Here is a 26,914-nt window from a genome sequence, read left to right on the forward strand (position 1 = left end):
CTCATCCGACCCCTTCGGGGCCACCTTCTCCCAACGGGAGAAGGGCAGTAACTCAGCGCCGACGCGGCGTCAGGATGTCGCCAAGGCGGTCGGGCGTGCCGGGGATGCGTTCCAGGCGGGGGTAGCGCAGGCCGTCGTGGTAGTCGAAGACGACGGTGCGGTATTGCTCGTCATCCTTGACGATCAGGGTGATGGGCGTGGACGGATCCTTGGCTGCGGTGACGGCCTCGGCCAGGCGTTCGGCGCTGGCGGCCTGCCCGTTGACGGCGACGATCTCCATCCCGGCGGCCAGGCCCGACTTGAAGGCCAGGCCGTTCCACTGGACGCTGCGAATCTTGTTGCCCTCGCCGGTCTGGAAGCCCAGCGAATAGGTGAAGTCGTTGCGTTTCAGCTCGGAGTACAGGGTCTTCATATAATCGGTGGGCTTGTCCGAATAGGCCAGCCGCCACCCGCCGCGCGCCAGACCGTCCAGCGGGGCGCGGGCCTCGGGGCCGTCGGCGTCCAGGCGGGTGCGCAGGAAGGTCGCCCAATCGTTGGCGACGACGCCGTTCAGGGCCGCGACCACATCCTCGAACGTATAGGGAGCGGGCGTGTAGCTGCCGTCCTGGACGCCGTAGAAGGCGCGGGCGAAGTCGTCGAGCGACTTCCGGCCGCCGGTCTTTTCGCGGATCGTCGTGTCGACGTCGAGCCAGATCAACTGGCCCTCGGAATAGTAGTCCTCGTCGCGTTGCCACGACAGCCAGCCCTTGGGCTGACGCTGACTGATGATCGGATCGTTGGTCGTGTCCTGCATCGCGCGCCATTCGCGGCCGACGCGCGTGTCGAACGTCGCGGCGGTCATGGCCAAGGAGTCCATCGCCTGTTGCTTGGTCAGCAGACCCGAGCGGGCGGCGATCACCTGGCCATAGTACTGCGTCTGACCCTCATAGACCCACAGCAGGCTGTTCTGCAGGGGGCTGTTGAAGTTGGGCACATACTGGTCGGCGGGGCGGCGCCATTTGCCGTCCCAGGAGTGGTTCATTTCGTGGCTGAGCAGGTCGCGGTCGGACAGATGGGTATCCCAGCCGGTGAAGAAGGCGGGATCGACCGAGTTTTCCGAACTGCGGTGATGCTCCAGCCCGATGCCGCCCAGCTTGTCCGTCATGGCGATCAGGAAGTCGTAGTGGTCGAAATGGCGCGCGCCATACAGCCGGTCCATCTGATCGACCAGATTGCGCAGGATCTGGATCTGCTCGTCCGTCGCGTTCAGGCTGTCGGCCTTGTCCGCGACGATGTTGGCGCGAACGGGCGAACGGCCGCCGGGATCGAGGTCGATCTGGCGATAGTGGACGCCGGCGAAGACCGGGCTGTCGATCAGCACCTCCAGATTGACGGGCTTGAACGTCTGGACGTCGCCGGCCTTGCTTTCGGGCTCCAGCGCCGTGCCGAACTGCCATCCGGCGGGGAACTTGACCGTGGGCTGGACCGTGATGTTCCGCGACCAGTGGCCGGCGGGATAGAGCAGCATCTTCTCCCACTGGATGTTCAGCATCTCGGGCGTCATGGTGATGCGGCCCTGATTGCCGGTCGTCGGCGACAGATGCTGCAGGGTGATGTCCAGCGCGGTCGCGCCGGCCGGGACGACCACGTGGTAGGCGAAGGGATGCAGGGTGTCGCGAACCCACTGCACCCGCTGACCGTTTGCCGTAATCTCGATGCCGGCCAGCTGCGCGATGGGGCCGACGGGGCCGTGGTTGCCCGGCAGCCATTCGGGGAAGAACAGCGTCATCGGGCCCGCCTGGGCGACCGGGATCGTTTCCTTCACGGCAAAGATGTGCTGGGCCAGATTGGTGGCGTCGACGTCCAGGGTGATGACGCCGGGATAGGCGACGTCCCGCGCGTCCGGAATCGCAGGCAGGGGCGCGGGCAAGGCGGGCGGCGTGGTCGAGGCCTGCTGCGCCAGGGCGGCCGGGGCGGTCGAGACGAGCAGAAGAGCGAGGCCGAGAGGGGCGGCGCGCAGGCAAGAACGGATCATCGAGGACTCTTCAGGCGACTGGGGGAGCCGCGACAGTCCGACGCAGGGGGCGGGGCGTCAAGCGTCAGCGCTGATCCGAAATTGCACTGCACCCCGAAAACGCGTGCAAAATGCAAGGACGTGCAATTGGGATCAGTCCTCCTCCATCGGACGCAGGGGCGGCGTGGTGGGCAGATTGTGCTGCCGTTTCGGGTCGTTGGCCATGCCCCGGTAATAGCGCACGGCATGGTCGTCGATCTTGGCGATGGCCTCCAGATCCTTGTGCAGCCGGGACCAGCCCCGCGCCTCGATCAGCTTGCCGTCGATCATCGCCCGTGAAGCATTGGCCCAGGCCAGACGCGCCATGTCGGCGGCGTTGCAGGGCAGGCGCTGGTCGATGGCGTCCAACTCATAGGCGTCCAGCGGTTCGAAAGCCGCGCCGTGCGGCTGGTCCGATCGGCGCCATCCTTCCGTACGAGCGCGCCAACGGAAGGTCGACAGGCTGAGGCCGTGGCGCGCGCAGACCTCCTGGGCGAAACCCCCGGCGAGATAGTCTTTGCGCGCGGCGGCCCAGGTTGCGGCGGACCGTCGGGTCCAGTCGGGCGAATTCGGATTGGGATCGCAGATGTCATCGGTCATGCCGCCCATGATGCGGGCGGCGTCGGCTATGGCCGGAACAATGACGCTTCGAGCGCATAAGTCGTTGAATAGGCCGCGGTCAGGGTGTCGAAATAGGATGGGGCGCGGTCGCCAGCCATCGTGTTTCGGTCTTCAGGCCGGCTTGACGTCCAGCAGTTCGACAGAGAAGCGCAGGGTGGAGTTGGGGGGCAGTTCGTCGCCGCCGACCCAGCGCGAGCCGTAGCCCAGCGAGGCGGGGATGACGAACTCGTAGATTTCCCCGACGCGCATCAAGGCCACGCCCTCGGTCCAGCCCTTGATGACGCGGTTCAGCGGGAACTCGGCCGGTTCGTTGCGGGCGTAGGAGCTGTCGAACTCGCGCCCGTCGATGAAGGTGCCGCGATAGTGGACCTTGACCGTGTCGGTCGCCTTGGGCTGAGCGCCCTCGGGGTGCGCCTTGCCGACGCGGCGATATTGCAGGCCGCTTTCGGTGGTGGTCCAGCCGCGTCGGGCGCCGTTCCAGGCGAGGTAGGCGGTATTGCCGGCGTCCCAGGCCTGCTGCGGCGTCAGGGCGCCCTGGCCATTGACCTGATCGGCGGCGCGCGCGGCGGCCGAAGCCGTCTCGGCATAGGTCACCGGCTCGCGATGGGTGGCGCAGGCGGAGAGGGCGAGAGCGGCGAGAAGGGGCAGGGCGATCCGTGTCATAAGGCGACGCTAGATCAGCCCATCGTCGCTCGCAACGAGATTGCTCGGCTCCGTCGAAAAGGTTCCCTGGGGCCTTTATTTCGTCGCGAATGCGCGTATATGTGCGCGCTCCGCAACACTCCACATGAGTCTGCGCGCAAGCGCCGAGGCCCGGTCCGTCGCCCTCCGACCGAGCGAAGGCGCGGCTCCTTCCCAGGGAGCCGGTCCATTTCAGGCGTCCTGGCCCGGCAGCGGGCCGAGGGTGGATGCCGAAACCCTGGCTGCGGACGCGGAAACGCGCGCCGTGGCTGCTGCATTTCACGCACGTCTTCCCCGGGACGTGCGCCATGGGAAACACTGAATGACTGACGTCGCCCACGATCTCGCCATCAACGGTCAGATCGCTTCCGCCACCTCGTTCACCGGCAAGAAGCGCATCCGCAAATCCTTCGGGCGTATCCCCGAAGCGATCGCGATGCCGAACCTGATCGAGGTTCAGCGCGCTTCCTACGAACAGTTCCTGCAGCGCGAGGTCCGTCCGGGCGTCCGTAAGGAGCAAGGCATCGAGGCGGTCTTCAAGTCGGTGTTCCCGATCAAGGACTTCAACGAGCGCGCCATCCTGGAATACGTCTCGTACGAGTTCGAAGAGCCGAAGTACGACGTCGAGGAGTGCATTCAGCGCGACATGACCTATGCCGCGCCGCTGAAGGTCAAGCTGCGCCTGATCGTGTTCGAAACCGACGAGGAAACGGGAGCCCGTTCGGTCAAGGACATCAAGGAGCAGGACGTCTACATGGGCGACATCCCGCTCATGACGGACAAGGGCACCTTCATCGTCAACGGCACCGAGCGCGTGATCGTCTCGCAGATGCACCGTTCGCCGGGCGTCTTCTTCGACCACGACAAGGGCAAGACGCACAGCTCGGGCAAGCTGCTGTTCGCCGCCCGCGTGATCCCGTACCGCGGCTCGTGGCTCGACTTCGAGTTCGACGCCAAGGACGTGGTCTATGTGCGCATCGACCGCCGCCGCAAGCTGCCGGCCACGACCTTCCTGATGGGTCTGGGCATGGACGGCGAAGAAATCCTGAAGACCTTCTACGAGACCGTGCCTTACGAGAAGCGCGGCGAAGGCTGGGTCACGCCTTACAAGGCCGAGCGCTGGCGCGGGGTTAAGCCGGAGTTCGACCTGATCGACGCCGACACCGGCGAAGTGGTCGCCCAGGCCGGTCAGAAGATCAGCGCCCGCGCCGCCAAGAAGCTGGGCGAGACGACGACCTCGCTGTCGCTGGCCGCCGACGCCCTGGTCACCAAGTATCTGGCCAATGACGCCGTCAACTTCGAGACCGGCGAGATCTTCGCCGAGGCCGGCGACGAACTGGACGCCCCGACCATCGAAGTGCTGGAGCAAAACGGCTTCACCACCATCGAAGTGCTGGACATCGACCACGTCACGGTCGGCGCCTACATGCGCAACACCCTGCGCGTGGACAAGAACGACAACCGCGAGGACGCCCTGTTCGACGTCTATCGCGTGATGCGTCCGGGCGAGCCGCCCACCCCGGAAGCCGCCGAGGCCATGTTCAACTCGCTGTTCTTCGACAGCGAACGCTACGACCTGTCGGCCGTCGGCCGGGTCAAGATGAACATGCGTCTGGAAAGCCCCGAGGTCTCCGACGAGATCCGCGTCCTGCGCAAGGAAGACGTGCTGAAGGTGCTGCAGATCCTGGTCGGCCTGAAGGACGGCCGCGGCGAGATCGACGACATCGACAACCTGGGCAACCGCCGGGTCCGTTCGGTCGGCGAGCTGCTGGAAAACCAGTACCGCGTCGGTCTGCTGCGCATGGAGCGCGCCATCAAGGAGCGCATGTCCTCGGTCGATATCGACACGGTCATGCCGCACGACCTGATCAACGCCAAGCCGGCCGCCGCCGCGGTTCGCGAGTTCTTCGGTTCGTCGCAGCTGTCGCAGTTCATGGACCAGACGAACCCGCTGTCGGAAATCACCCACAAGCGTCGTCTGTCGGCGCTTGGCCCGGGCGGTCTGACGCGTGAGCGCGCGGGCTTCGAAGTCCGCGACGTGCACCCGACCCACTACGGCCGCATCTGCCCGATCGAAACGCCGGAAGGCCCGAACATCGGCCTGATCAACTCGCTGGCCACCCACGCGCGCGTCAACAAGTACGGCTTCATCGAGAGCCCGTACCGTCGCGTGAAGGACGGCCAGGCCCAGGGCGAGGTGGTCTACATCTCGGCCATGGAAGAGTCGAAGTACACGATCGCTCAGGCCAACATCGAACTGAAGAACGGCCAGATCGTCGAGGACCTGGTCCCCGGCCGGATCAACGGTGAATCCCAGCTCCTGAACAAGGACGCCGTGGACATGATGGACGTGTCGCCGAAACAGGTCGTTTCGGTCGCCGCCGCCCTGATCCCGTTCCTGGAAAACGACGACGCCAACCGCGCGCTGATGGGCGCCAACATGCAACGTCAGGCCGTGCCTCTGGTGCAGTCGGACGCGCCGCTGGTCGGCACCGGCATGGAAGCGGTCGTGGCCGTGGACTCCGGCGCCGTCGTGGTCGCACGTCGTGACGGCGTTGTCGAACAGATCGACGGCACCCGGATCGTCGTGCGCGCCACCGGCGACGTGGACGCCGCCCGCTCGGGCGTCGACATCTACCGCCTGTCGAAGTTCCAGCGTTCGAACCAGTCGACCTGCATCAACCAGCGCCCGATCGTGCGCGTGGGCGATCAGGTGAAGGGCGGCGATGTCATCGCCGACGGCCCGTCGACGGACTTGGGCGAACTGGCTCTGGGCCGCAACGCCCTGGTCGCCTTCATGCCCTGGAACGGCTACAACTTCGAAGACTCCATCCTGATCTCCGAGCGCATCGTGCGCGACGACGTCTTCACCTCGATCCACCTGGAAGAGTTTGAAGTCGCCGCCCGCGATACGAAGCTTGGCCCTGAGGAAATCACGCGCGACATCCCCAACGTCGGCGAGGAAGCCCTGCGCAACCTCGACGAAGCGGGCATCGTGGCCATCGGCGCCGAGGTCCAGCCGGGCGACATCCTGGTCGGCAAGGTGACGCCGAAGGGTGAGTCGCCCATGACGCCGGAAGAGAAGCTGCTGCGCGCCATCTTCGGCGAGAAGGCTTCGGACGTGCGCGACACCTCCCTGCGCCTGCCGCCCGGCGTCGCCGGCACGATCGTGGACGTTCGCGTCTTCAACCGTCACGGCGTCGACAAGGACGAGCGCGCCATGGCGATCGAACGCGCCGAGATCGAACGTCTGGGCAAGGACCGCGATGACGAGCTCAAGATCCTCGAGCGCAACGTCTATGGCCGCCTGAAGCCGCTGATCGTCGGCAAGAACGCCGTGTCGGGGCCCAAGGGCATCGGCCGCGGCGAACTGACCGAAGAGAAGCTGGCCGAGGTCAGCCGTGGTCTGTGGTGGCAGATCGCCCTGGACGACGAAAAAGCCATGGGCGAGCTGGAAGCGATGAAGCGCCAGTTCGAGGACGCTCGCAAGCAACTGGACCGTCGTTTCGAAGACAAGGTCGAGAAGCTGCAACGCGGCGACGAACTGCCCCCCGGCGTGATGAAGATGGTCAAGGTCTTCGTGGCCGTGAAGCGCAAGCTTCAGCCCGGCGACAAGATGGCCGGCCGTCACGGCAACAAGGGCGTCATCTCCAAGATCCTGCCGATCGAGGACATGCCGCACCTGGAAGACGGCACGCACGTCGACGTCGTTCTGAACCCGCTGGGCGTGCCGTCGCGCATGAACATCGGTCAGATCTTCGAGACCCACCTGGGTTGGGCCGCCGCCGGTCTGGGCAAGCAGATCTCCGGTCTGCTGGAAGCCTGGCAAGGGGGGGGTCAGAAGCAGGCTCTGGTCGAGCGTTTGACCGAAATCTACGGCCCGGAAACCCCGCTGCCGGAAGATGAGGAAGAACTGGTCGAACTGGCGAAGAACCTGTCCAAGGGCGTGCCCTTCGCGACCCCGGTCTTCGACGGCGCCCACATCAGCGACATCGAGCGTCTGCTGGAAGAGGCGGGGCTGAACAAGTCGGCCCAGTCGATCCTGTACGACGGCCAGACCGGCGAGCAGTTCAAGCGTCCGGTCACGGTCGGCTACATCTACATGCTGAAGCTGCACCACCTGGTCGACGACAAGATCCACGCCCGCTCCATCGGCCCGTACTCGCTGGTCACCCAGCAACCGCTGGGCGGCAAGGCGCAGTTCGGCGGTCAGCGCTTCGGGGAAATGGAGGTCTGGGCTCTGGAAGCTTACGGCGCCGCCTACACCCTGCAGGAGATGCTGACGGTGAAGTCCGACGACGTGGCCGGCCGGACCAAGGTCTACGAGGCCATCGTCCGTGGCGACGACAGCTTCGAGGCCGGCATTCCCGAGAGCTTCAACGTGCTCATCAAGGAAATGCGTTCGCTGGGTCTGAACGTGGAGCTGGGGAACAGCTGATCCGGATCACGAGCCCTCTCTCGCCACGGCGGGGGAGGGCGATCCCTCCGCTTTTCTCCGTTCTGAATAATTTTCGCGGGTCAGCCCCGCAGAAGGAATCAAGATGAACCAGGAAGTCCTGAACATCTTCAACCCGGTCCCGGTCACCCCGACCTTCGACCAGATCAAGATCGCCCTGGCCTCGCCCGAGAAGATCCGTTCGTGGTCGTTCGGCGAGATCAAGAAGCCGGAAACCATCAACTACCGCACGTTCAAGCCCGAGCGTGACGGCCTGTTCTGCGCACGTATCTTTGGCCCGACCAAGGACTACGAATGCCTGTGCGGCAAGTACAAGCGCATGAAGTACAAGGGCATCATCTGCGAGAAGTGCGGCGTCGAAGTCACCCTGGCCCGCGTTCGCCGCGAGCGCATGGGTCACATCGACCTGGCTGCGCCGGTCGCCCACATCTGGTTCCTGAAGTCGCTGCCCAGCCGCATCTCGCTGATGCTGGACATGGCGCTGAAGGACGTCGAGCGCGTCCTGTACTTCGAGAACTACATCGTCACCGAGCCGGGCCTGACGCCGCTGAAGCAGAACCAACTGCTGACGGAAGACGAGTTCTATCGCTACCAGGAAGAGTTCGGCGATGACGGCTTTACCGCCGAGATCGGCGCCGAGGCCGTCCGCAACCTGCTGATGGGCATCGACCTGAACGCGGAAGCCGAAAAGCACCGCGCCGAGCTGGCCGACAATCCCTCGGAAATGAAGGCCAAGAAGGCGTCCAAGCGCCTGAAGCTGATCGAGGCCTTCCTGGAATCGGGCAACAAGCCCGAGTGGATGATCCTGACGATCGTGCCGGTCATCCCGCCGGAACTGCGTCCGCTGGTGCCGCTGGACGGCGGTCGTTTCGCGACCTCCGACCTGAACGACCTGTATCGCCGCGTCATCAACCGCAACAACCGCCTGAAGCGCCTGATGGAGCTGCGCGCGCCGGACATCATCATCCGTAACGAAAAGCGGATGCTGCAGGAGTCGGTCGACGCCCTGTTCGACAATGGCCGTCGCGGTCGCGTGATCACCGGCGCCAACAAGCGTCCGCTGAAGTCGCTGGCCGACATGCTGAAGGGCAAGCAGGGTCGCTTCCGTCAGAACCTGCTGGGCAAGCGCGTCGACTATTCGGGCCGTTCGGTCATCACCGTGGGTCCGGAACTGAAGCTGCACGAGTGCGGCCTGCCCAAGAAGATGGCGCTGGAGCTGTTCAAGCCGTTCATCTATGCGCGCCTGGACGCCAAGGGCCTGTCGGGCACCGTCAAGCAATCCAAGCGCATGGTCGAGCGCGAGCAGCCCGCCGTCTGGGACATCCTGGACGAGGTCATCCGCGAGCACCCGGTTCTGCTGAACCGCGCGCCGACGCTTCACCGTCTGGGCATCCAGGCGTTCGAACCCAAGCTGATCGAGGGCAAGGCCATCCGCCTGCACCCGCTGGTCTGCACCGCCTTCAACGCCGACTTCGACGGCGACCAGATGGCCGTTCACGTCCCGCTGAGCCTCGAGGCCCAGCTGGAAGCGCGCGTCCTGATGATGTCGACCAACAACATCCTGTCGCCCGCCAACGGCAAGCCGATCATCGTGCCGTCGCAGGACATCGTCCTGGGCTTGTACTATCTGTCGCTGGTCAAGGACGGCGAGCCGGGCGAAGGCAAGCTGTTCGCCAACATCGGCGAGATTGATGCGGCGCTGGACGCCAAGGTCGTCACCCTGCACACACGCATCAAGGCGCGCTGGACGGAACAGGACGCCGAAGGCAAGGAGGTGACCAAGGTCATCGACACCACGCCGGGTCGCATGAAGCTGGCCGCCCTGCTGCCGCGCAACCCGAACGTCGGCTATCGCCTGCTCGAGAAGAACCTGACCAAGAAGGAAATCGGCAATCTGATCGACGTGGTCTATCGCCACTGCGGTCAGAAGGCGACGGTCATCTTCGCCGACCAGATGATGGGCCTGGGCTTCCGCGAAGCCGCCAAGGCCGGCATTTCGTTCGGCAAGGACGACATCGTGATCCCGGCCAAGAAGGTCGAGCTGGTCGCCGAGACCCGCACCCAGGTCGAGGAGTACGAGCAACAGTACGCCGACGGCCTGATCACGCGCGGCGAGAAGTACAACAAGGTGGTCGACGCCTGGTCCAAGGCCACGGACCGGATCGCCGACGCCATGATGGGCGAGATCGCGCAACCGCGCGTGCTGATCGAGGGTGAAAACCCCGACATCAACTCGGTCTTCATGATGGCCAACTCCGGCGCCCGGGGTTCGCAGGCGCAGATGAAGCAACTGGGCGGCATGCGCGGCCTGATGGCCAAGCCGTCCGGCGAGATCATCGAGACGCCGATCACCTCGAACTTCAAGGAAGGCCTGACCGTCCTTGAATACTTCAACTCCACCCACGGCGCCCGTAAGGGTCTGGCCGACACCGCGCTGAAGACCGCCAACTCGGGTTATCTGACCCGTCGTCTGGTGGACGTGGCGCAGGACTCCATCGTCACCGAGCAGGATTGCGGCTCGACGCGCGGCATCACCCTGCGTGCGGTGATGGAAGGCGGCGACGTGCTGGTCTCGCTGGGCCAGCGCATCCTGGGTCGCTATGCGGCCGAGGACATCAAGGAGCCGGGCACCGATACCGTCCTGTTCCCCGCCGACACCTATCTGGTGGAAGAAGTCGCCGAGGCCGTCGAGGCTGCGGGCGTCCAGTCGGTCAAGGTCCGTTCGGCCCTGACCTGCGAGGCGGACGCCGGCATCTGCGCCCACTGCTACGGCCGTGACCTGGCGCGCGGCACCAACGTCAACATCGGCGAAGCGGTCGGCGTCATCGCCGCCCAGTCGATCGGCGAGCCGGGCACCCAGCTGACGATGCGGACCTTCCACATCGGCGGTACGGCCCAGGTGGCGGAAACCTCCTTCATGGAGGCGACCAACGCCGGTACGGCCAAGGTCACCGGCCCGACCGTCGTCGCGGCCCACGGCGACCTGGTGGCCATGAGCCGCAACGTCATCGTGACAGTGGTCGTCGACGGCAAGGACCGCGAGACGCACAAGGCTCCTTACGGCGCCCGCATCCGCGTCAAGGACGGCGACGAGGTCAAGAAGAACCAACGCCTGGCGGAGTGGGACCCCTACACCACCCCGATCCTGACGGAAGTCGGCGGCGTCGTGCGCTTCGAAGACCTGGTCGAAGGCCTGTCGGTCAAGGAAGAAACCGACGAAGCGACGGGCATCGCCCAGCGCGTCGTCAGCGACTGGCGCGCCAGCCCGCGTGGTTCGGACCTGCGTCCGGCCATGGGCGTCACCCTGGGCGACGCCTACGCCAAGCTGTCGTCCGGTTCGGACGCCCGCTATCTGCTGCCCGTGGGCGCGGTTCTGTCCGTGTCGAACGGCGATGAGGTCAAGCCGGGCGAGATCATCGCCCGCGTTCCGACCGAAGGCGCCAAGACCCGCGACATCACCGGCGGTCTGCCGCGCGTCGCCGAACTGTTCGAAGCTCGCCGTCCGAAGGACTGCGCGGTCATCGCCGAGATGGATGGTCGCGTCGAATTCGGCCGTGACTACAAGAACAAGCGTCGCATCAAGATCACGCCCGAGCCCAACGCCGACGGCGTGCAGGGCGAACCGGTCGAGTTCCTGATCCCGAAGGGCAAGCACATCTCCGTCCACGACGGCGATCTGATCCAGAAGGGCGACTACATCATCGACGGCAACCCGGATCCGCACGATCTGCTGCGCATCCAGGGCGTCGAGGCGCTGGCCGAGTATCTGGTGAACGAAGTGCAGGAGGTCTATCGACTGCAGGGCGTGCCGATCAACGACAAGCACATCGAAGTCATCGTGCGTCAGATGCTGCAGAAGGTGGAAGTGCTGGATTCGGGTGAAACCACCCTGATCCGCGGCGACACCGTCGAAGTGGCCGAAGCCGTTCTGGAAAACGCCAAGGTCGAGAAGCGCGGCGGCCGTCTGGCCACCACCCAGCCCGTCCTGCTGGGCATCACCAAGGCGTCGCTGCAAACCCGCAGCTTCATCTCGGCGGCGTCCTTCCAGGAGACCACCCGCGTCCTCACCGACGCCTCGGTCCACGGCAAGAAGGACATGCTGGAAGGCCTGAAGGAAAACGTCATCGTCGGCCGCCTGATCCCGGCCGGCACCGGCGCCTACCTGCGCAGCCTGCAGAAGATCGCCAACGCGCGTGATGCAGAACTGACCTCGGCCCTGGAAGAAGCGATCGAGCCGCTGCCGGCCGATCTGCAACTGGAGCTGGAGAGCAGCGAGAGCTGATCTTCCGCTTCCCGAGCGAAGACATGAAGAGGGCGGCGCCGGCGACGGCGCCGCCCTTTTTCTGTGAGGCGTTGACCGTGCCGCGATTGTGGGCGAGCTTTCCTTCTGATTGTGAGAGGAGAGGATGCGTTATGACCAAGAAGCGGACTTTGCCCGTCGTGATGGCCCTCAATATCGTCCTCTGGTGCGGGGTGGGCTACGTCGGTCTATCCGTGGCCGCAATGCATCTTGGCGAGGTGATGCACGACATCCATTGCCAGGATCATCGCTGACCTCGTTGTCAGTCTTTACCGCCAACTCGTAGTCCGCCGATGCTGGCTGAGAAGCCTTGGCGGCGGCGTTCGCCTCGATTGATCGTCGTCTCCGCGCCTTGACGCATGTCAACGCCGGGAACGTCAGGCATTAGGGCGCCGGCGCAGCCCGTGCCGAAGTTCGAGCCGACGCAGTCCGCCGGACCCACCACGCCGACACCGCCGGACAGAGGACGACGTCGCGCCTCCCATTCGGCCAGACGCCGTGCGCCCTCGCGGGCAAAGGCGGCGTCACGCTCGGGGTTGCCCGTGCCGGTGATCGGAGCGGCGTTCATGCCGCGTCGCATGGCGTCCTCGCGGCAATGGGCGCGCTCGGCGGCGTTGAGCTGTTGGGGCGTGGTGCAGCCGATCAGGCCCTGACGCAGGACGCGGGACATGGCGCCGGCGCGGTCGTTCGGATTGACCGTCCAGGCGTCCGGCGGCGCGGGCGCGCCCTGGGGGGTGGGCGCGGCGATCCGCGGACGGATCGGGGCGGGGCGACTGTCTGGCGCGGACGCGACCCTGTTTGTGGGAGCAGCGTCGATGGCTCCAGCATCACGCGATGCGGACATGGTGACGGGCTCGGGCGTCTGCATCGCAGGGCGAGGCCGCTCGTCCGGCAGCAGAGGGCGCGGGCTGATGTCGATGTAGAGGGGACGTGGATCGGGCGCGCTCGGCGGCGCGTCAATCCCCAGCGCGGTGAGAGATAAGGTGGCGATCAGCCCTGCGTTGATGGCGACCGAGGCTGTCGCCAAGGCGACCTTTCGCCAGTTCGGGCGAGTTCGTTGCGACCTTGGGCCAGGGGAGGGCGCGGAGGCGGCGGTCATTCGCGACTCTTTCGGAGATTGGGCAGGAAGCCGTCCTGCCTAGAAAAGAGTTCGATCCGAATATCCACGTCGGGGCAACCTGCCACAGGGTTGGGATCTTCGCACGATCTCCGGACGCGTGGCGGATCGGCGCGTTGCGCTTCCCAGGCCGCCAGACGACGCGCTCCCTGTCGCGCGAAGGCGGCGTCGCGCTTGGCATTCCCCGTTCCCCGGATGACAGGGGTGGCTTCGCCGCCGTTCCAGCGTTGCTCGCAGCGGCGGCGGTCGTCGGGCGCGAGGCGGTGCGGGGCGTTGCACGAAAGGGAAGACAAACTCGGCTCGGCAAGAGCGCCGCCGACCCGCCAGCGGGCGTCGATCCCATCGTCCGCTTTCGCCTGGGTCATGCACGTGAGTGGGGGCGCCGACATCGCCGGATCGCCTCTGATCGGCGCATCCCCTTGCAACGCCTGCGCGCGTCGGGTCGCGGCCACGGCGTCCTCAGAGGACGTGACAGACCGAGCTCTTGGCGCGCGGGCCAGGGATGGCCAGGCGTCCTCAAGATAGACGATCATCGGCGCAGGCCGCAGCGAACGCGCGCGCAGCCCCGGATCCGTCATGGATAGAAGCACCACGGCGCCTGCATTCAGCCCCACGGCTGAGGCCGCAAAGCCCGCCTTGCGCCAGTCAGGACGGCGGGGCGGCTTTGTCGGCGTCATCGCCCCAGGTCCAATGTCAACGGCTGCCATCGTCAGTTCCTGCCGAACAGAGACCGCAGCCCGGGGTAGGCGCCGTCGCCCTCGCGGTAGTCGCGCCAGCGTTTCTTGACGGCGGCTTCTTTTGCAAAGCCCGCCGTCCTTTCCTCATCGCCGGAGCGCACCATCGGCGGCGATGATTCATCGGCCGCGATCGCCAGCGCACGGCAAGCGTGACGGTCCTGCGTGGACCGCGCGGTTTTGGGGGCGGCAATCCGGTTCGCCATTGCGCGCCGCATTTCCCGTCGGCCAGGCGGCGTCGGGTGAGTGGCTTGGTCGGACCGTCCAGCGCGGGTCATAGGCGGGCGCGGCCGGACGATCCGATGTCGGCGTCACGGTCGGCGCCGGTCCCGCAGTATCAGAATCGCGCGGACGGACTGGCGCCCGACGCTCGTCTTGCGCTTGCGGCGCGGCCGCCGGCGCTTTGCGGGCCTTGGCCCCTATGACCACGGGCTCGATCTCGATGTAGAGAGGCGAGTGTCCCGGAACCCGACGTGGCGGCGGGCGGCGGTCCTCCACCGCAAGCAGCGTCAGCAGGCTTGCGTTCACCGCAAGCGAGAGCGCAATCGCCCCTGTTCTGGCCAGCCCCGCCATGACCCATCCCCGGTTGGTCGTGTCGTCAAGCTGAGCGCGAAGCGTGGCGGGTTTCAGGCGAAAGGTCGCTCTATTGAAGACCGCTAGGCATCATTGAATCGGCTGCATTCTGGAGTGTTAACGTCTCCGCCTTGACCTTCGCGCCCATCGCGCGTAGAAGCCGCCCACTTTCGAGGCGTGGCCGGTTCGCCGGTCGCTGAGATCGTGACAATCGAACGGACGGGCTGTGCCCGCCGGAACGCCCAAAGCGCGCGTTCCGGTTTTTCTGTTTGTCCCTGTCACATCTCAGTCTCGATGACACCCGGGCGAGGGGATGGTCCCCCGTTCACAAGAAGGCGAGAGGCGCTTCGGTCGAAAGACACACGCCTCCATCAGAAGTCGAGACGAGTTTCGAATGCCTACGATCAACCAGCTGATCCGCAAGCCGCGCAAGCCCAAGCCCACCCGCAACAAGGTGCCGGCTCTGGAGGGTTCGCCCCAGCGTCGCGGCGTCTGCACCCGCGTTTACACCACGACCCCGAAGAAGCCGAACTCGGCTCTGCGTAAGGTCGCCAAGGTCCGTTTGGCCAAGAACGGCTACGAAGCCGTGTGCTACATCCCCGGCGAAGGCCACAACCTGCAAGAACACTCGGTTGTTCTGATCCGCGGCGGCCGCGTGAAGGACTTGCCCGGCGTTCGCTACCACATCCTGCGCGGCGTTCTGGATACCCAAGGCGTCAAGGACCGTAAGCAGCGTCGTTCGCACTACGGCGCCAAGCGTCCGAAGTAAGCCATTCTTCTCCGGGCCGTCGCGCCCGGAGGCCTTTTCGAGATCATCCCGGCGCTGGTCGGGCACTGCAAGGAATACCCCATGTCGCGTCGTCACCGCGCCCAGAAACGTGAAGTTCTGCCGGATCCCAAGTTCGGGGACCTGGTCGTCACCAAGTTCATGAACTACGTCATGTACGAAGGTAAGAAGGCCGTCGCCGAGAACATCGTGTACGGCGCCTTCGATATCCTGGCCGAGAAGAAGAAGGACCAGGAGCCGGTCGCGACCTTCCACGCCGCTCTGGAAAACGTCTCTCCGTCGGTCGAAGTGCGCTCGCGTCGCGTCGGCGGCGCCACCTATCAGGTGCCCGTCGAAGTCCGTCCGGACCGTCGTCGCGCCCTGGCTATCCGCTGGCTGGTGAACGCTGCGCGCAAGCGCGGCGAGAACACCATGACCGAAAAGCTGGCCGCCGAACTGCTGGACGCTTCGAACAACCGCGGCACCGCGGTCAAGAAGCGCGAAGACACCCACAAGATGGCCGAAGCCAACCGCGCCTTCAGCCACTATCGCTGGTAACGCCTTCAAAGCGTCATCTGCGCTGACTATCTAAGGGTTTCCGGTGCGGGCGGTTTGAGCTAAATCGCCCGCACTCGCTTATCCGAACACCGACATCCTTCCGTGGGCGCCCTTAAGCGTCCTGAAAACTTTCAAGGCACGTTTCCATGGCACGTACGCACGCGCTCCAGGACTACCGCAACTTCGGCATCATGGCCCACATCGACGCGGGCAAGACGACGACGACCGAGCGGATCCTGTATTACACCGGCAAATCCCACAAGATCGGCGAAGTCCACGACGGCGCCGCCACCATGGACTGGATGGACCAGGAGCAGGAGCGCGGCATCACCATCACATCCGCCGCGACGACCGCCTTCTGGCAGAACAAGCGTCTGAACATCATCGACACCCCAGGACACGTGGACTTCACCATCGAAGTCGAGCGTTCCTTGCGCGTCCTCGACGGCGCCGTGACGGTGCTGGACGGCAACGCCGGCGTAGAGCCGCAGACCGAAACCGTCTGGCGCCAGGCTGACAAGTACAAGGTTCCGCGCATCGTCTTCGTCAACAAGATGGACAAGATCGGCGCCGATTTCGACGCCTCGGTCGAGTCGATCCGCGACCGTCTGGGCGCCAAGGCCGTGCCGATCCAATTCCCGATCGGCGCCGAATCCTCGCTGTCGGGTCTGGTCGACCTGGTCCGCATGACCGGCGTGGTCTGGGACAACGACGGCCTGGGCGCCTCCTACAAGGACGTGCCGATCCCGGACGACCTGATGGAAAAGGCGGTCGCCGCGCGTCAGTACCTGATCGACAACGCCGTCGAGCTGGACGACGAGGCGATGGAAGCCTACCTCGAAGGCAACGAGCCTGACGAAGCCACCATCAAGAAGTGCATCCGTAAGGCTGTTCTGACCGGCGCCTTCTATCCGATCCTGTGCGGCTCGGCCTTCAAGAACAAGGGCGTGCAGACGCTGCTGGACGCCGTCGTCGACTATCTGCCGTCGCCGCTGGACATCCCGCCGACCCCGGGCATCGACTTCAAGACCGAAGAGCCCGTCGTGCGTAAGGCCTCGGACGAAGAGCCCCTGTCGGTCCTGGCCTTCAAGATCATGGACGACCCCTTCGTCGGCTCGCTGACCTTCTGCCGCCTGTACTCGGGCAAGATGGAAACGGGCATGAGCCTGCTGAACTCCAGCCGCGACAAGAAAGAGCGCGTCGGCCGGATGCTGCAGATGCACTCCAACAACCGTGAAGACGTCAAGGAAGCCTACGCCGGCGACATCGTCGCCCTGGCCGGCCTGAAGGAAACCCGCACGGGCGACACCCTGTGCGACCCGATCAAGTCGCCCGTCATCCTGGAGAAGATGGAATTCCCGGCGCCGGTCATCGAGATCTCGGTCGAGCCCAAGACCAAGGGCGACCAGGAGAAGCTGGGCGTCGCCCTGGCCAAGCTGGCCTCGGAAGATCCCTCCTTCACCGTCTCGACCGACCACGAGTCGGGCCAGACGATTCTGAAGGGCATGGGCGAGCTGCACCTGGACATCAAGATCGACATCCTGAAGCGCACCTACAAGGTCGAGGCCAACATCGGCGCGCCGCAGGTCGCCTATCGTGAATCGCTGGGCCGCAAGGTCGACATCGACTACACGCACAAGAAGCAGACCGGCGGTACGGGCCAGTTCGCCCGCGTCATGATCACCTTCGAACCCGGCGAGCCGGGCTCGGGCTTCGTGTTCGAGAACTCGATCGTCGGCGGCGCGGTGCCGAAGGAATACATCCCCGGCGTCGAAAAGGGCCTGAACTCGGCCAAGGACAACGGTCTGCTGGCCGGCTTCCCGCTGATCGACTTCAAGGCGACCTTGACGGACGGCAAGTTCCACGACGTCGACTCCAGCGTGCTGGCGTTCGAAATCGCGGCCCGCGCCGCCTTCCGCGAACTGAAGGAAAAGGGTTCGCCCAAGCTGCTCGAGCCGATCATGGCGGTGGAAGTCGTGACCCCCGAGGAATACCTCGGCTCGGTCATCGGCGACCTGAACGGCCGTCGCGGCATGATCCAGGGTCAGGACATGCGCGGCAACGCCACCGTTGTGAACGCCTTCGTGCCGCTGGCCAACATGTTCGGCTATGTGAACACGCTGCGCGGCATGTCGCAGGGCCGCGCCCAGTTCACCATGCAATACGACCACTACGAGCCGGTGCCGCAACACGTCGCCGACGAAGTGATCAAGAAGTACGCCTAAGCTTTCCCTTTTCGGAAAGCCCGCCTATATGCGCCCGGACCGTAAGGACCGGGCGTCCTTAACCCCCCAAACTGCAGGAACCCCGGTTCGGGGACCTTAGGAGCTAGAAAATGGCCAAGGAAAAGTTCGAACGGACGAAGCCGCACTGCAACATCGGCACGATTGGTCACGTTGACCACGGCAAGACGACGTTGACGGCTGCGATCACGATGACGCTGGCGAAGGCCGGCGGCGCGAAGGCGATGAACTACGCCGACATCGACGCTGCGCCGGAAGAGAAGGCGCGCGGCATCACGATCAACACCGCGCACGTGGAATATGAGACGGCCAACCGTCACTACGCCCACGTCGACTGCCCCGGCCACGCCGACTATGTGAAGAACATGATCACCGGCGCCGCGCAGATGGACGGCGCGATCCTGGTGGTGTCGGCCGCTGACGGCCCGATGCCGCAGACCCGCGAGCACATCCTGCTGGCCCGTCAGGTCGGCGTGCCGGCCCTGGTGGTCTTCATGAACAAGGTCGACCTGGTCGACGACGAAGAACTGCTGGAACTGGTCGAGATGGAAGTGCGCGAGCTGCTGAGCAGCTACCAGTTCCCCGGCGACGACATTCCGATCACCAAGGGTTCGGCCAAGGCCGCGACCGACGGCGTGAACCCGGAAATCGGCGAACAGCGCGTTCTGGCCCTGATGGAAACCGTCGACGCCTACATCCCGCAGCCGGAGCGTCCGGTCGACCTGCCGTTCCTGATGCCGGTCGAAGACGTGTTCTCGATCTCGGGCCGCGGCACCGTGGTCACGGGCCGCGTCGAGAAGGGCATCATCAAGGTCGGTGAGGAAGTCGAGATCGTCGGCATCCGTCCGGTCCAGAAGACGACCTGCACGGGCGTGGAAATGTTCCGCAAGCTGCTGGACCAAGGTCAAGCGGGCGACAACGTCGGCGTGCTGCTGCGCGGCACCAAGCGTGAAGACGTCGAGCGCGGCCAGGTGCTGTGCAAGCCGGGCTCCATCACCCCGCACACCAAGTTCCTGGCCGAAGCCTACATCCTGACCAAGGAAGAAGGCGGTCGTCACACCCCGTTCTTCACGAACTATCGCCCGCAGTTCTACTTCCGCACGACGGACGTGACCGGCATCGTTCAGCTGAAGGAAGGCGTCGAGATGATCATGCCGGGCGACAACGCCGAGCTGAACGTCGAACTGATCACCCCGATCGCGATGGACCAGGGCCTGCGCTTCGCCATCCGTGAAGGCGGCCGCACCGTCGGCGCCGGCGTCGTGGCCAAGATCATCGCCTAAGCTAAACGGCCTCAAGCCGCGCGCCTCCGCGAGGCGCGCATAGGCCAAAGACAAAGTAGCGTAACAGAACGGCCCCCGGAGCAATCCGGGGGCCGTTTTGCTGTCTAGGTGATCGGCAGACTGAATGAGCCACGGCAGCCGCCAAGACGGCATTGGGCCGCGTCTTGCTGCGGTCCGGTTGGGCTTGGGGCCGCTCCGGCTTCGGGATCGCTGACGAGTTTTGTGAGTGGTCCCGCCCTGAAGCGAGGAGCGCCTGGGCGCGCTAGTTCTGCGCGTTGACGAAGTTGCGCACGCGGGGCGGGATAGGCGGCGTGGGCGGAGTACGGATCACGCGGATCGAGCTGCTGCGGCAGGCCTGGGGCGTCAGGCGGCCGGGCAGGCGGGTCGAGCCGTCGCCGCAGGCTTCGCTGATCTGGTCTTGGGTCAGGCCGCGCGCGCCCGACAGGTCGGCGCCGCGAATGTCCGTGCGACGCAGCGAGGCGTTGGAAAAGTCGGCGCGCGAGAAGCTGCCGCCGGTCAACCGCGCCCCATCCAGGCTGGCGTTCGAAAAATCCGCGCTGGAGAAATCGCCGCCCGAAAGGTTCGAGGCCGTGACTTCGGCGTTGGAGAAGTTGGCGCCGGACGCCCGGACATTGGCCAGGGTGGCGCCGAACAGTTCCGAGTTGGAGAAGTTGGCTCCAGACAGGGTGGCGCCGGTGAAGTTGACCCCGTGCATCTCGCTGCCGGACAGATTGGCGCGGGTCAGGTTGGCGCGAACGAAGGACGACCCTTGCGCCTCGGCCCCATTGATCTGCGCCCCGGTGAAGTTGGCCAGAGTGAAGTTGGCGCCGACGATCTCGACGCCGCCCATGTTGGCGCGGCTGAAATCACTGCCGGTGAAGTTGGAGCCCATCATCTCGGCGCCGCGCAGATTGGCGCCGACCAGGGTGGCGTTCATGAAGCTGGCGCCGGTGAAGGTGGCGCCGGACAGATTGCGGCCGGACAGTTCGCAGCGGTTGCACGATCCGCCCAGCGATACCGAACGCGCCACGTCGCGGTCCTGCATCGACATCTCGACCCCGGCGAAGGCGGGGGAGGCGGCGAGCGCCAGTCCCAGCGTCAGCAGGGCCAAAGTGGGGCGGGCCCGGATATGTTCAGCGATCTGTTTCACGCACTCTGAATGCCTCGAAAGCCCGGCGACACCTACTTAAATCGAGGTAACTTCATGAACTCGAGGCAAGGTCGGCGCCGCTCAGCAGGCCGGAATGCGCAAGCCCCGAGGCAAAACGGTGGAGCCGTCGCCGCAGGCCCGGTTCAGTTGGGCCTGGGTCAGGCCGGTGGCCCGCGCCAGCTGGGCGCCCGACAGATTGGTCCCCGACAGGGTCGCGCCGGCGAAGCTGGACCCCTCCAGATAGGCGCCGACGAAGCTGGCGTTGGTCAGGTTGGCGCGCGAGAAGTTGGAGCCGGAGAAGACGCCGCCATAGGCCTCGACGTCGCGCATGTCGGTGTTGGAGAAGCGCGTGCGGTTCATCACCGACAGGCTCAGGTCCGCCTGACGCAGGCGTGAACCGGCCAGGTTCAGGCCCCGCGCCTCCAGCCCCGAAAAGTCGCCCTGAAAAAGATTGCAACCGGCGCAGGAGGCGCCGCGTCGCACGCTGGCGATCTGACCCGCGTTCTGAGCCAGGGCCGGCGCGGCGACGGCCAGCAGGGCGGCGATCAGGCCGAGGGAAAGTGTGCGTTTCATGGACCGGGCTCCGACGTTCGATCGTCTGTCAGCAAACCCTAGGCCATAACCCTTAACCTAGCCCTGATCGCCGCCCTGAAGCGCCGGGGCCGCCCCGCAGGTGTCGCAGACCCAGGCCGCGCCGCGTTGCTGCAGGCTTAAATCGCCGCAGGCGGGGCAGGCGACGGCCTCGCTGTTGGCGGCGGCGCGGGCTTCCGGCTCGCCCTTCTTGCCGAAGGGCAGGACTACTAGGTTGTCGGGCGCGGAACCGCGCGCGAACCCTTTTGAGATGAAGCGGGCGGCGGGCACGGCCGCGTTGGCGTCGGGTTTGCCGTCCCCCAGTCCGTCGGCGTTCAGGTCGTCGGTCCCGGCATTGGCCAGCTCGACGCGGTCCAGATAGGAGACGCCCAGTTCGCGGAAGATGTAGTCCAGGATCGAGGTCGCCGACTTGATGGAGTCGTTGCCGGTGACGCGGCCGGCCGGCTCGAACCGGGTGAAGACGAAGGCGTCCACGAACTCGTCCAGCGGCACGCCGTATTGCAGGCCGATCGAGATGGCGATGGCGAAGTTGTTCATCAGGCTGCGGAAGGCGGCGCCTTCCTTGTGCATGTCGATGAAGATCTCACCCAGTTCGCCGTCTTCGTATTCGCCGGTGTGGATATAGACCTTGTGGCCCCCGACGGCGGCCTTCTGGATGTAGCCTTTGCGCCGGTCGGGCAGTTTGCGGCGCGCGCGTTCGCGCTCGACCACGCGTTCGACGACCCGTTCCGTCGGACCTGGGCGAGGCGCGTCGCGGGCAGGTTCAGGACGGGCGGCGTCGATGTTTGGCAGGGATAGCAGTTGGCCAGCGGGCGGCGCGGCGCGGGACAGGCGAAGGGTGCGTCGGCCGTCCAGCGCGCCCTGGCTCAACAGGCGCGCGGCCTGATTCGAGGTCGTGCGCCAGTCCATCGTTTCGATCGCGAGGTCCGGCATATCGCTGAACGGCTCGACGGCGCGCCGCAGCTCGGCCGCCGCCGCTGCCGGATCGGCCAGCAGAGCGGCGACGCAGGCAGGCGCCTCGGGCCAGTCGCGCAGATCGCCATGACCGAAGACCCAGCGCGCCGCCGCCGTCTCCGCCTCTTCCGACACGCCCAGCAGGGTCAGCAGCAGACCATCGCCGTCTTCAACACCCAGGACGTCGCGGATGAAGCCGGGGTCCAGGACCGGGGCGGCGAAGACCGTGTCGAAATCCTCCGCCCAGCCCAGGGCGGTCTCGATGGCGGCCAGTTCAATGTCGGTGAAGCCCAGCGCCCGCAGGGCTGTATGGTCGATGCCTGGCGCCTCGACCAGGGTGCGACGACCGAAGGTCCATCGTTCCGCCGCCTGAACATCGCCGCCCGCCGCCGTGATGGCCGAGGCAAGCGCGGGATGCAGCCGGCGACCGATCTCGCCGTCGGCCGTCTGGAACACGTCGACCGCCGCGACGCGGCCGAGGCCCAGTCGCAGCCGCGCCTCCGCATCCTCGACGAACAGGCCGATGGCCGAATGGCGACGCGACGTCTCCGGGTCTTCCCAGTCGAGGCAGGGACCGCGCAGGCTCGCAAGTTCGGCCGAGGTCTGGGCCGCCGTCGCCGCGACCAGTTCCGCGAATGTCTGCGCCTGAGACGAGCGGTCGTCGTCAGCCGCGAGGGCCTCCAAGAGGCCGTCCAGTCCGAACGCGATGGGACCGGGCTGCGTGGACTGTAGGTCCAGCGCCACCGTCAGCAGGCGGGTCAGATCCGCCAGATTGGTCGCCATGTCTCCGTCGAGCGCCAGGACGGCGCCTAGGTCGATCAAGGCCCGCGCGGTCTGCGCGGTCGCGGTTTCCGCATCGCGGGGGTTGAACGCGACGATCAGGCCGCCGTCCAGCGCCGCCTCAGCCGCCAGCAGGGCTTCGGGCGCGCCCGCCGCGATCTGGGTCCGGTCCGCCAGAGCGACCAGAGGCGCGCCTTCGACCATCGGTTCCAGGGCCATTGTGGGCCGTTCGCCGTCGATGGCTCTCAGGATATCGGCATCGCTGGCGCCGCACCGCCGCGCCAAGGCCGCCGCACGGCCCAGGGCCGGATTGCGCGAAGGGTCGCCGCAGTCGCCGCGCGGGCCTTCGCAGCGATCTACCGCGTCGGCCACGCCGGCCAGCGCCTCGGCCAGGGCGTCGGCCGCCTGGGCCCCCAGACGCGCGGCCGCGCGGCGTCCGGCGTGCGCCTTCAATCGCGCCGCCGCGCCAGGATCGTTCAGATCGATGACGCCGACGGCCGCCGGGCCAGACGCCGCCGGCGTCACCAGGCCCAGCCTGAAGGCGCCTGACAGCTCTTCGACGAACGCAGCGGCCTCGGCCCGGTCGAACACCCCCTCGGCCACGCCTGTCGCCGCCAGTCGCTCCGCCCAGGCGTCGACGCCGCCGTTCAGCCAGTCGCCCGACAGGGGCGTTGCGAACCCTTCCGCCTCGACCCAGTCCAGCCAGGCCTCGATCCGGACGTCGGACCAGCCGGCGGGGGCCAGGACCTTTTGCACGCCGGATAGGGGCTCGATGGCGCGGGTCTCCATCGCGACTCGTTCGGCGCGAGCGGCGAAGCCGGATTGAAAGCGCATGGCGGCGTCTCTCCGAAAGGTTCGGGCAAGCCTAGGATGCGCTCGCGCCTTAGCCAATACATCTGGTGTCGCAGGGCGGGTTTGCCCACAAGATATCGATTCATGACGAGGCGCTTGAACGCTGGACGAAGAGGGCGCGGGTTTCTATGATCCGCACCAGACGCCGCCTCCCTTTCCGGCGACCCCTTACGGTTGGATTCCACGACGTGTTGAGCAAGATTTTCGGCTGGTGGGAGGGCGCCACGATCGGCACCCGGTTCACCATCGCCAAGCGCGGTCGCTTCGTCGGCCAGGACGAGAACGGCAATCGCTATTACGAGAGCCGCGACAACGTCAGCTACGACGGCCGCAAGCGTCGCTGGGTCATCTATGACGGCTATGCCGAGGCGTCCAAGGTGACGCCCGACTGGCACGGCTGGCTGCACTACACCTTCGACCAGCCGCCGACTGAGCAGCCGCTGCCGCGTCGCGCCTGGGAGAAGGAGCACCTGCCCAATCTGACCGGCACGCCCCTGGCCTGGCGTCCGCCCGGCTCGCTGGCCGGCGACGCCAAGCGCCCGGCCGCGACTGGCGACTATCAGGCCTGGACGCCCGAGTGAAAATCCGCCGCATCCTGTTGGGCGCGGCGTCCGTCGCGGCCGTGCTGAGCGCGGGCGCGGTGACCGCCAGCGTGCTTCAGGACGCGCCGCGCGATGCACGTCCGGTCCAGGATCCGATCGGCGACATTCTGCGCACCACCCCGGCCCAGCCCTCGGTCCCGACCGAGACGCCGCCCGCGGGCGCACCGGCTCCGCGTTCTCCGGTCGCCGTGGCCCCGCCGCCCAACGTCGTAATCGCCGAGGACGCCGCCGTCGAGGAAAAGGCCGAGGCGGAAGTCGCGGCCGAGAAGCCCGTCGCGACCAAGGCCATCGACCAGCCCGCCACGCCTGCGCGCCGCCAGCGTCGCAAATTCGCGATCATCCAGGCCATCGACAAGGTCACCGCCGAGACGATGAAGTTCGAGGTCGAGGTCGGAGGTCGCCCCGTGCGCTTCAACCAGAATCTGATCTTCGCGGCCCGCGCCTGCGAGGTGACGACGCCCGACGAACTGACCGAAGACGCCATCGCCTATATGGACGTCTCGCTTCAGGCGCGCGGCCGGCAGGAAGGCCGCCAGATCTTCCGCGGCTGGATGTTCGGCTCGTCGCCCGCCGTCAGCGGCATCCAGAACCCCTACTACGACGCCTGGGTCGTCGGCTGTAAGAACTGAGCTCTGACGCCGCGAGGAGGCGCGCCATGGATCGCAACAAGCCGCCCAAAAAGACCGAAACGGTCGAAATCCGACTGCCGCACGCGACCAAGACCGCCTTCATGGCCCGGTGCCGTGACGACGGCCGGACAGCCAGCGACGCCATTCGCCGCTTCATAGACGCCGAGTTGAACGCGACGTCATCCGCGCGTCCTCAACCCCGCCTGAGCTGGCGGCCCCTGCTGGCCGCCGCTGTCGCGGGCCTGGCGCTGGGCGCCGTCGCCGCGCCCTCCCTGGCACAGTCGTCGCCCACCCGCGCCGACTTCGACCGGCTGGACCGCAATCACGACGGCGTCGTCAGCTTCGATGAGTACCGCGCGCGTTAGCGGATGCGGACCAGGAACCGATCCCACTGAAGGTTCAGCCAAGTCCAGGGCTTGAACAGGCCGGCGCCCGGCTTCCATGAGGCCAGCACCAGTTCGGCCCGGCCGATGATGTTTTCGGCCGGCAGCAGGCCGACGCCGATCTCGGCCGGCCAGCGGCTGTCCAGCGAGTTGTCGCGATTGTCGCCCATCATCAGATAGCAGCCCGCCGGCACCCGGCGCACAGGCGTGTCGTCGCCCGGCAGACCCGGCCCGTCGTCATAGGTGAGGTAGGATCGTCCGTCGGCCAGGGTTTCACGCACCTGCTGGACCCGTCGCTGCGGCGCATCGTGGTCGGCGACGACATCCAGCCGGGTCTGGCGCACCGGATCGCCATTGACGAAGACGACGCCGCCCCGCACCTGAACCGTATCGCCCGGCAGGCCGACGACGCGCTTGATCCAGGCCTCGCTGGGGTCGCGCGGCAGGCGGAACACCACCACGTCGCCGCGTCTCGGTTCGCGCCCCAGCAGCCCCCCGGCGACATCGCCGGATTGAACGGCAGAGACGCCGTGCTCCAGCCATAGGGATATTTCGACACGACGATATAGTCGCCGGTCACCAGCCCCGGCTCCATCGACGACGAGGGGATGGTGAAGGGTTGGAACAGCACGATGCGGATCACCAGCGCCAGGATGATGGCGAAGATCAGCGTCAGGGCGATCTCGCGCACCTCGCGAAGAAGCGACGGACGGGACGGGGCTTTGGGCGGGGTCTGGGTCATGCCGCCATTGACCGTCAGGCCGGCCGAAGACGCCAATCCGAACCTGTCGGGACAGGCCCCAAATCGTGTCCGGACAGATCTTCTCAGTTCGTGATTCCGGGGCTGAGCGGAGCGAAGAACCCGGAACCCAGAGCCACGCGCGCGTTGCCCGCCCCATTGAACGGCCGGTGAGCCTCTCCTGGGTTCCGGGTTCGTCCTTCGGACGCCCCGGAATGACGTTAGCAGAATGTGTGTTGATCGAACCTAGGCGCTGGCTAAGGCGACCGCCTCTGCGCCGGTCAGGGGCGCGCGCAACGCCTCTTGGTGAGGCCTGACCGACAGCGCGGGCTGAAGCCGCTCTAGATAGGCTGCTTGAGGTGTTTCGACCGCACCGAACTGGCTGAGATGGTCGGTCAGGAACTGGGCGTCCAACAGGGTCCAGCCGCCCTTTCGCAGGCGCGCGACCAGATGCACCAGAGCGACCTTGGAGGCGTCCCGCTCGCGGCTGAACATGCTCTCGCCGAAGAAGGCCCCGCCAAGCGACACGCCGTAAAGCCCGCCGACGAGCCGCTCGTCACGCCAGATTTCGATGGAGTGGACGAAGCCCATGGCGAACAGGGCGGCGTACAGCCGCCGGATCGGGCCGTTTATCCAGGTGTCTTCGCGATCGGGCCCTTGCGCCGCCGCACAGCCGTCCAGCACCGCTTCGAATGCGGTGTCGACCCGCACCTCAAACGGTTCGCCCCGCACGGTGCGACGCAGGCGGCTGGGGATGTGGAAGGCGTCCAGCGGGATGATGCCCCGCTGTTCCGGCTCGATGATGAAGACGCGCGGATCGTCACGCGCCTCGGCCATCGGAAACACGCCGCGGGCGTAGCAGGCCAGCAG

General features: G+C 66.3%; 21 protein-coding genes and 1 pseudogene. 10 read left to right on the top strand and 12 right to left on the bottom strand.

Annotated features, from left to right (window positions below):
• Window positions 1–52 precede the first annotated feature (52 nt).
• The 3 genes from KAK88_RS07170 to KAK88_RS07180 form a co-directional block, all read right to left on the bottom strand.
• Window positions 53–2,014, bottom strand: a complete 1,962-nt coding sequence (locus KAK88_RS07170) for a M61 family metallopeptidase (protein WP_242078443.1) — start codon at window positions 2,012–2,014, stop codon at window positions 53–55.
• Window positions 2,015–2,146: 132 nt separating this feature from the next.
• Window positions 2,147–2,632: a hypothetical protein gene (locus tag KAK88_RS07175; protein WP_242078444.1), complete on the bottom strand. Its 486-nt coding sequence runs from the start codon at window positions 2,630–2,632 to the stop codon at window positions 2,147–2,149.
• 132 nt (window positions 2,633–2,764) lie between these two features.
• Complete coding sequence (locus tag KAK88_RS07180; protein WP_242078445.1) at window positions 2,765–3,316, bottom strand: FKBP-type peptidyl-prolyl cis-trans isomerase; 552 nt, start codon at window positions 3,314–3,316, stop codon at window positions 2,765–2,767.
• Window positions 3,317–3,656: 340 nt separating this feature from the next.
• Here KAK88_RS07180 and rpoB point away from each other — a divergent pair, with 340 nt between their 5' ends.
• The 3 genes from rpoB (at window position 3,657) to KAK88_RS07195 (ending at window position 12,344) form a co-directional block, all read left to right on the top strand.
• Window positions 3,657–7,772 carry a DNA-directed RNA polymerase subunit beta gene (rpoB, locus tag KAK88_RS07185; RefSeq protein ID WP_199060940.1) on the top strand — a complete coding sequence of 1,372 codons (4,116 nt, stop codon included), beginning with the start codon at window positions 3,657–3,659 and terminating at the stop codon, window positions 7,770–7,772.
• Window positions 7,773–7,875: 103 nt separating this feature from the next.
• Entirely contained in the window at window positions 7,876–12,072 is a 4,197-nt protein-coding gene (rpoC, locus tag KAK88_RS07190; RefSeq protein WP_161640102.1) for a DNA-directed RNA polymerase subunit beta', read from the top strand.
• Between the two features lie 131 nt (window positions 12,073–12,203).
• A complete protein-coding gene (locus KAK88_RS07195) occupies window positions 12,204–12,344 on the top strand; it encodes a hypothetical protein (protein WP_242078446.1) in 141 nt (46 codons plus the stop codon).
• An 8-nt stretch (window positions 12,345–12,352) separates the two neighbouring features.
• On the opposite strand, the gene KAK88_RS07200 is transcribed toward KAK88_RS07195, so the two are convergent.
• From KAK88_RS07200 to KAK88_RS07210, 3 genes are read right to left on the bottom strand one after another with little or no spacing between them, the layout of a single operon-like run.
• Entirely contained in the window at window positions 12,353–13,189 is an 837-nt protein-coding gene (locus tag KAK88_RS07200; protein ID WP_242078447.1) for a hypothetical protein, read from the bottom strand.
• Complete coding sequence (locus tag KAK88_RS07205) at window positions 13,186–13,884, bottom strand: hypothetical protein (protein WP_242078448.1); 699 nt, start codon at window positions 13,882–13,884, stop codon at window positions 13,186–13,188. Before KAK88_RS07205 ends, KAK88_RS07200 begins: the two co-directional genes overlap by 4 nt.
• Window positions 13,885–13,916: 32 nt before the next feature.
• Window positions 13,917–14,147: a hypothetical protein gene (locus tag KAK88_RS07210; RefSeq protein ID WP_242078449.1), complete on the bottom strand. Its 231-nt coding sequence runs from the start codon at window positions 14,145–14,147 to the stop codon at window positions 13,917–13,919.
• Window positions 14,148–14,908: 761 nt separating this feature from the next.
• Here KAK88_RS07210 and rpsL point away from each other — a divergent pair.
• The 4 genes from rpsL to tuf all read left to right on the top strand — a co-directional run bounded on the left by rpsL (window position 14,909) and on the right by tuf (window position 19,364).
• Window positions 14,909–15,283 (top strand): 30S ribosomal protein S12, encoded by a 375-nt coding sequence (gene rpsL / locus KAK88_RS07215; protein WP_008260482.1) that lies wholly within the window; start codon window positions 14,909–14,911, stop codon window positions 15,281–15,283.
• An 81-nt stretch (window positions 15,284–15,364) separates the two neighbouring features.
• On the top strand, window positions 15,365–15,838 hold the full coding sequence (gene rpsG, locus KAK88_RS07220) for a 30S ribosomal protein S7 (RefSeq protein ID WP_017506744.1): 474 nt from the start codon (window positions 15,365–15,367) through the stop codon (window positions 15,836–15,838).
• Window positions 15,839–15,984: 146 nt separating this feature from the next.
• Window positions 15,985–18,063, top strand: a complete 2,079-nt coding sequence (gene fusA, locus KAK88_RS07225; protein WP_039248504.1) for an elongation factor G — start codon at window positions 15,985–15,987, stop codon at window positions 18,061–18,063.
• Between the two features lie 110 nt (window positions 18,064–18,173).
• Window positions 18,174–19,364 (top strand): elongation factor Tu, encoded by a 1,191-nt coding sequence (gene tuf / locus KAK88_RS07230; RefSeq protein ID WP_017506879.1) that lies wholly within the window; start codon window positions 18,174–18,176, stop codon window positions 19,362–19,364.
• A gap of 262 nt (window positions 19,365–19,626) precedes the next feature.
• Here tuf and KAK88_RS07235 read toward each other — a convergent pair whose 3' ends face one another.
• From KAK88_RS07235 to KAK88_RS07245, 3 genes are all read right to left on the bottom strand, one after another.
• Entirely contained in the window at window positions 19,627–20,514 is an 888-nt protein-coding gene (locus tag KAK88_RS07235) for a pentapeptide repeat-containing protein (RefSeq protein WP_242078450.1), read from the bottom strand.
• A gap of 81 nt (window positions 20,515–20,595) precedes the next feature.
• Complete coding sequence (locus tag KAK88_RS07240; RefSeq protein ID WP_242078451.1) at window positions 20,596–21,087, bottom strand: pentapeptide repeat-containing protein; 492 nt, start codon at window positions 21,085–21,087, stop codon at window positions 20,596–20,598.
• A 57-nt stretch (window positions 21,088–21,144) separates the two neighbouring features.
• Window positions 21,145–23,673, bottom strand: a complete 2,529-nt coding sequence (locus tag KAK88_RS07245) for a TSCPD domain-containing protein (RefSeq protein WP_242078452.1) — start codon at window positions 23,671–23,673, stop codon at window positions 21,145–21,147.
• A 206-nt stretch (window positions 23,674–23,879) separates the two neighbouring features.
• On the opposite strand from KAK88_RS07245, the gene KAK88_RS07250 reads away from it, so the two are divergent.
• Genes KAK88_RS07250 through KAK88_RS07260 form a run of 3 tightly spaced genes read left to right on the top strand, consistent with a single transcriptional unit; the run spans window position 23,880 to window position 25,287 of the window.
• Window positions 23,880–24,272, top strand: a complete 393-nt coding sequence (locus tag KAK88_RS07250) for an NADH:ubiquinone oxidoreductase subunit NDUFA12 (RefSeq protein ID WP_039247905.1) — start codon at window positions 23,880–23,882, stop codon at window positions 24,270–24,272.
• Window positions 24,269–24,922 carry a DUF2155 domain-containing protein gene (locus KAK88_RS07255; RefSeq protein WP_242078453.1) on the top strand — a complete coding sequence of 218 codons (654 nt, stop codon included), beginning with the start codon at window positions 24,269–24,271 and terminating at the stop codon, window positions 24,920–24,922. Before KAK88_RS07250 ends, KAK88_RS07255 begins: the two co-directional genes overlap by 4 nt.
• Window positions 24,923–24,948: 26 nt before the next feature.
• A complete protein-coding gene (locus tag KAK88_RS07260; protein WP_242078454.1) occupies window positions 24,949–25,287 on the top strand; it encodes a hypothetical protein in 339 nt (112 codons plus the stop codon).
• On the opposite strand, the gene lepB is transcribed toward KAK88_RS07260, so the two are convergent.
• The 3 genes and pseudogenes from lepB to aat all read right to left on the bottom strand — a co-directional run bounded on the left by lepB (window position 25,284) and on the right by aat (window position 26,881).
• Window positions 25,284–25,766 carry a signal peptidase I gene (gene lepB, locus KAK88_RS16100; RefSeq protein ID WP_347265474.1) on the bottom strand — a complete coding sequence of 161 codons (483 nt, stop codon included), beginning with the start codon at window positions 25,764–25,766 and terminating at the stop codon, window positions 25,284–25,286. The genes KAK88_RS07260 and lepB overlap by 4 nt on opposite strands.
• A 131-nt stretch (window positions 25,767–25,897) precedes the next feature.
• A pseudogene (locus KAK88_RS16105) lies at window positions 25,898–26,047 on the bottom strand (signal peptidase I); the annotation flags it as partial.
• Between the two features lie 243 nt (window positions 26,048–26,290).
• On the bottom strand, window positions 26,291–26,881 hold the full coding sequence (gene aat, locus KAK88_RS07270) for a leucyl/phenylalanyl-tRNA--protein transferase (RefSeq protein WP_242078570.1): 591 nt from the start codon (window positions 26,879–26,881) through the stop codon (window positions 26,291–26,293).
• Window positions 26,882–26,914 lie beyond the last annotated feature (33 nt).

The sequence above is a fragment of the Brevundimonas diminuta genome, from assembly GCF_022654015.1.
GTDB classification, from domain to species: domain Bacteria; phylum Pseudomonadota; class Alphaproteobacteria; order Caulobacterales; family Caulobacteraceae; genus Brevundimonas; species Brevundimonas diminuta_C.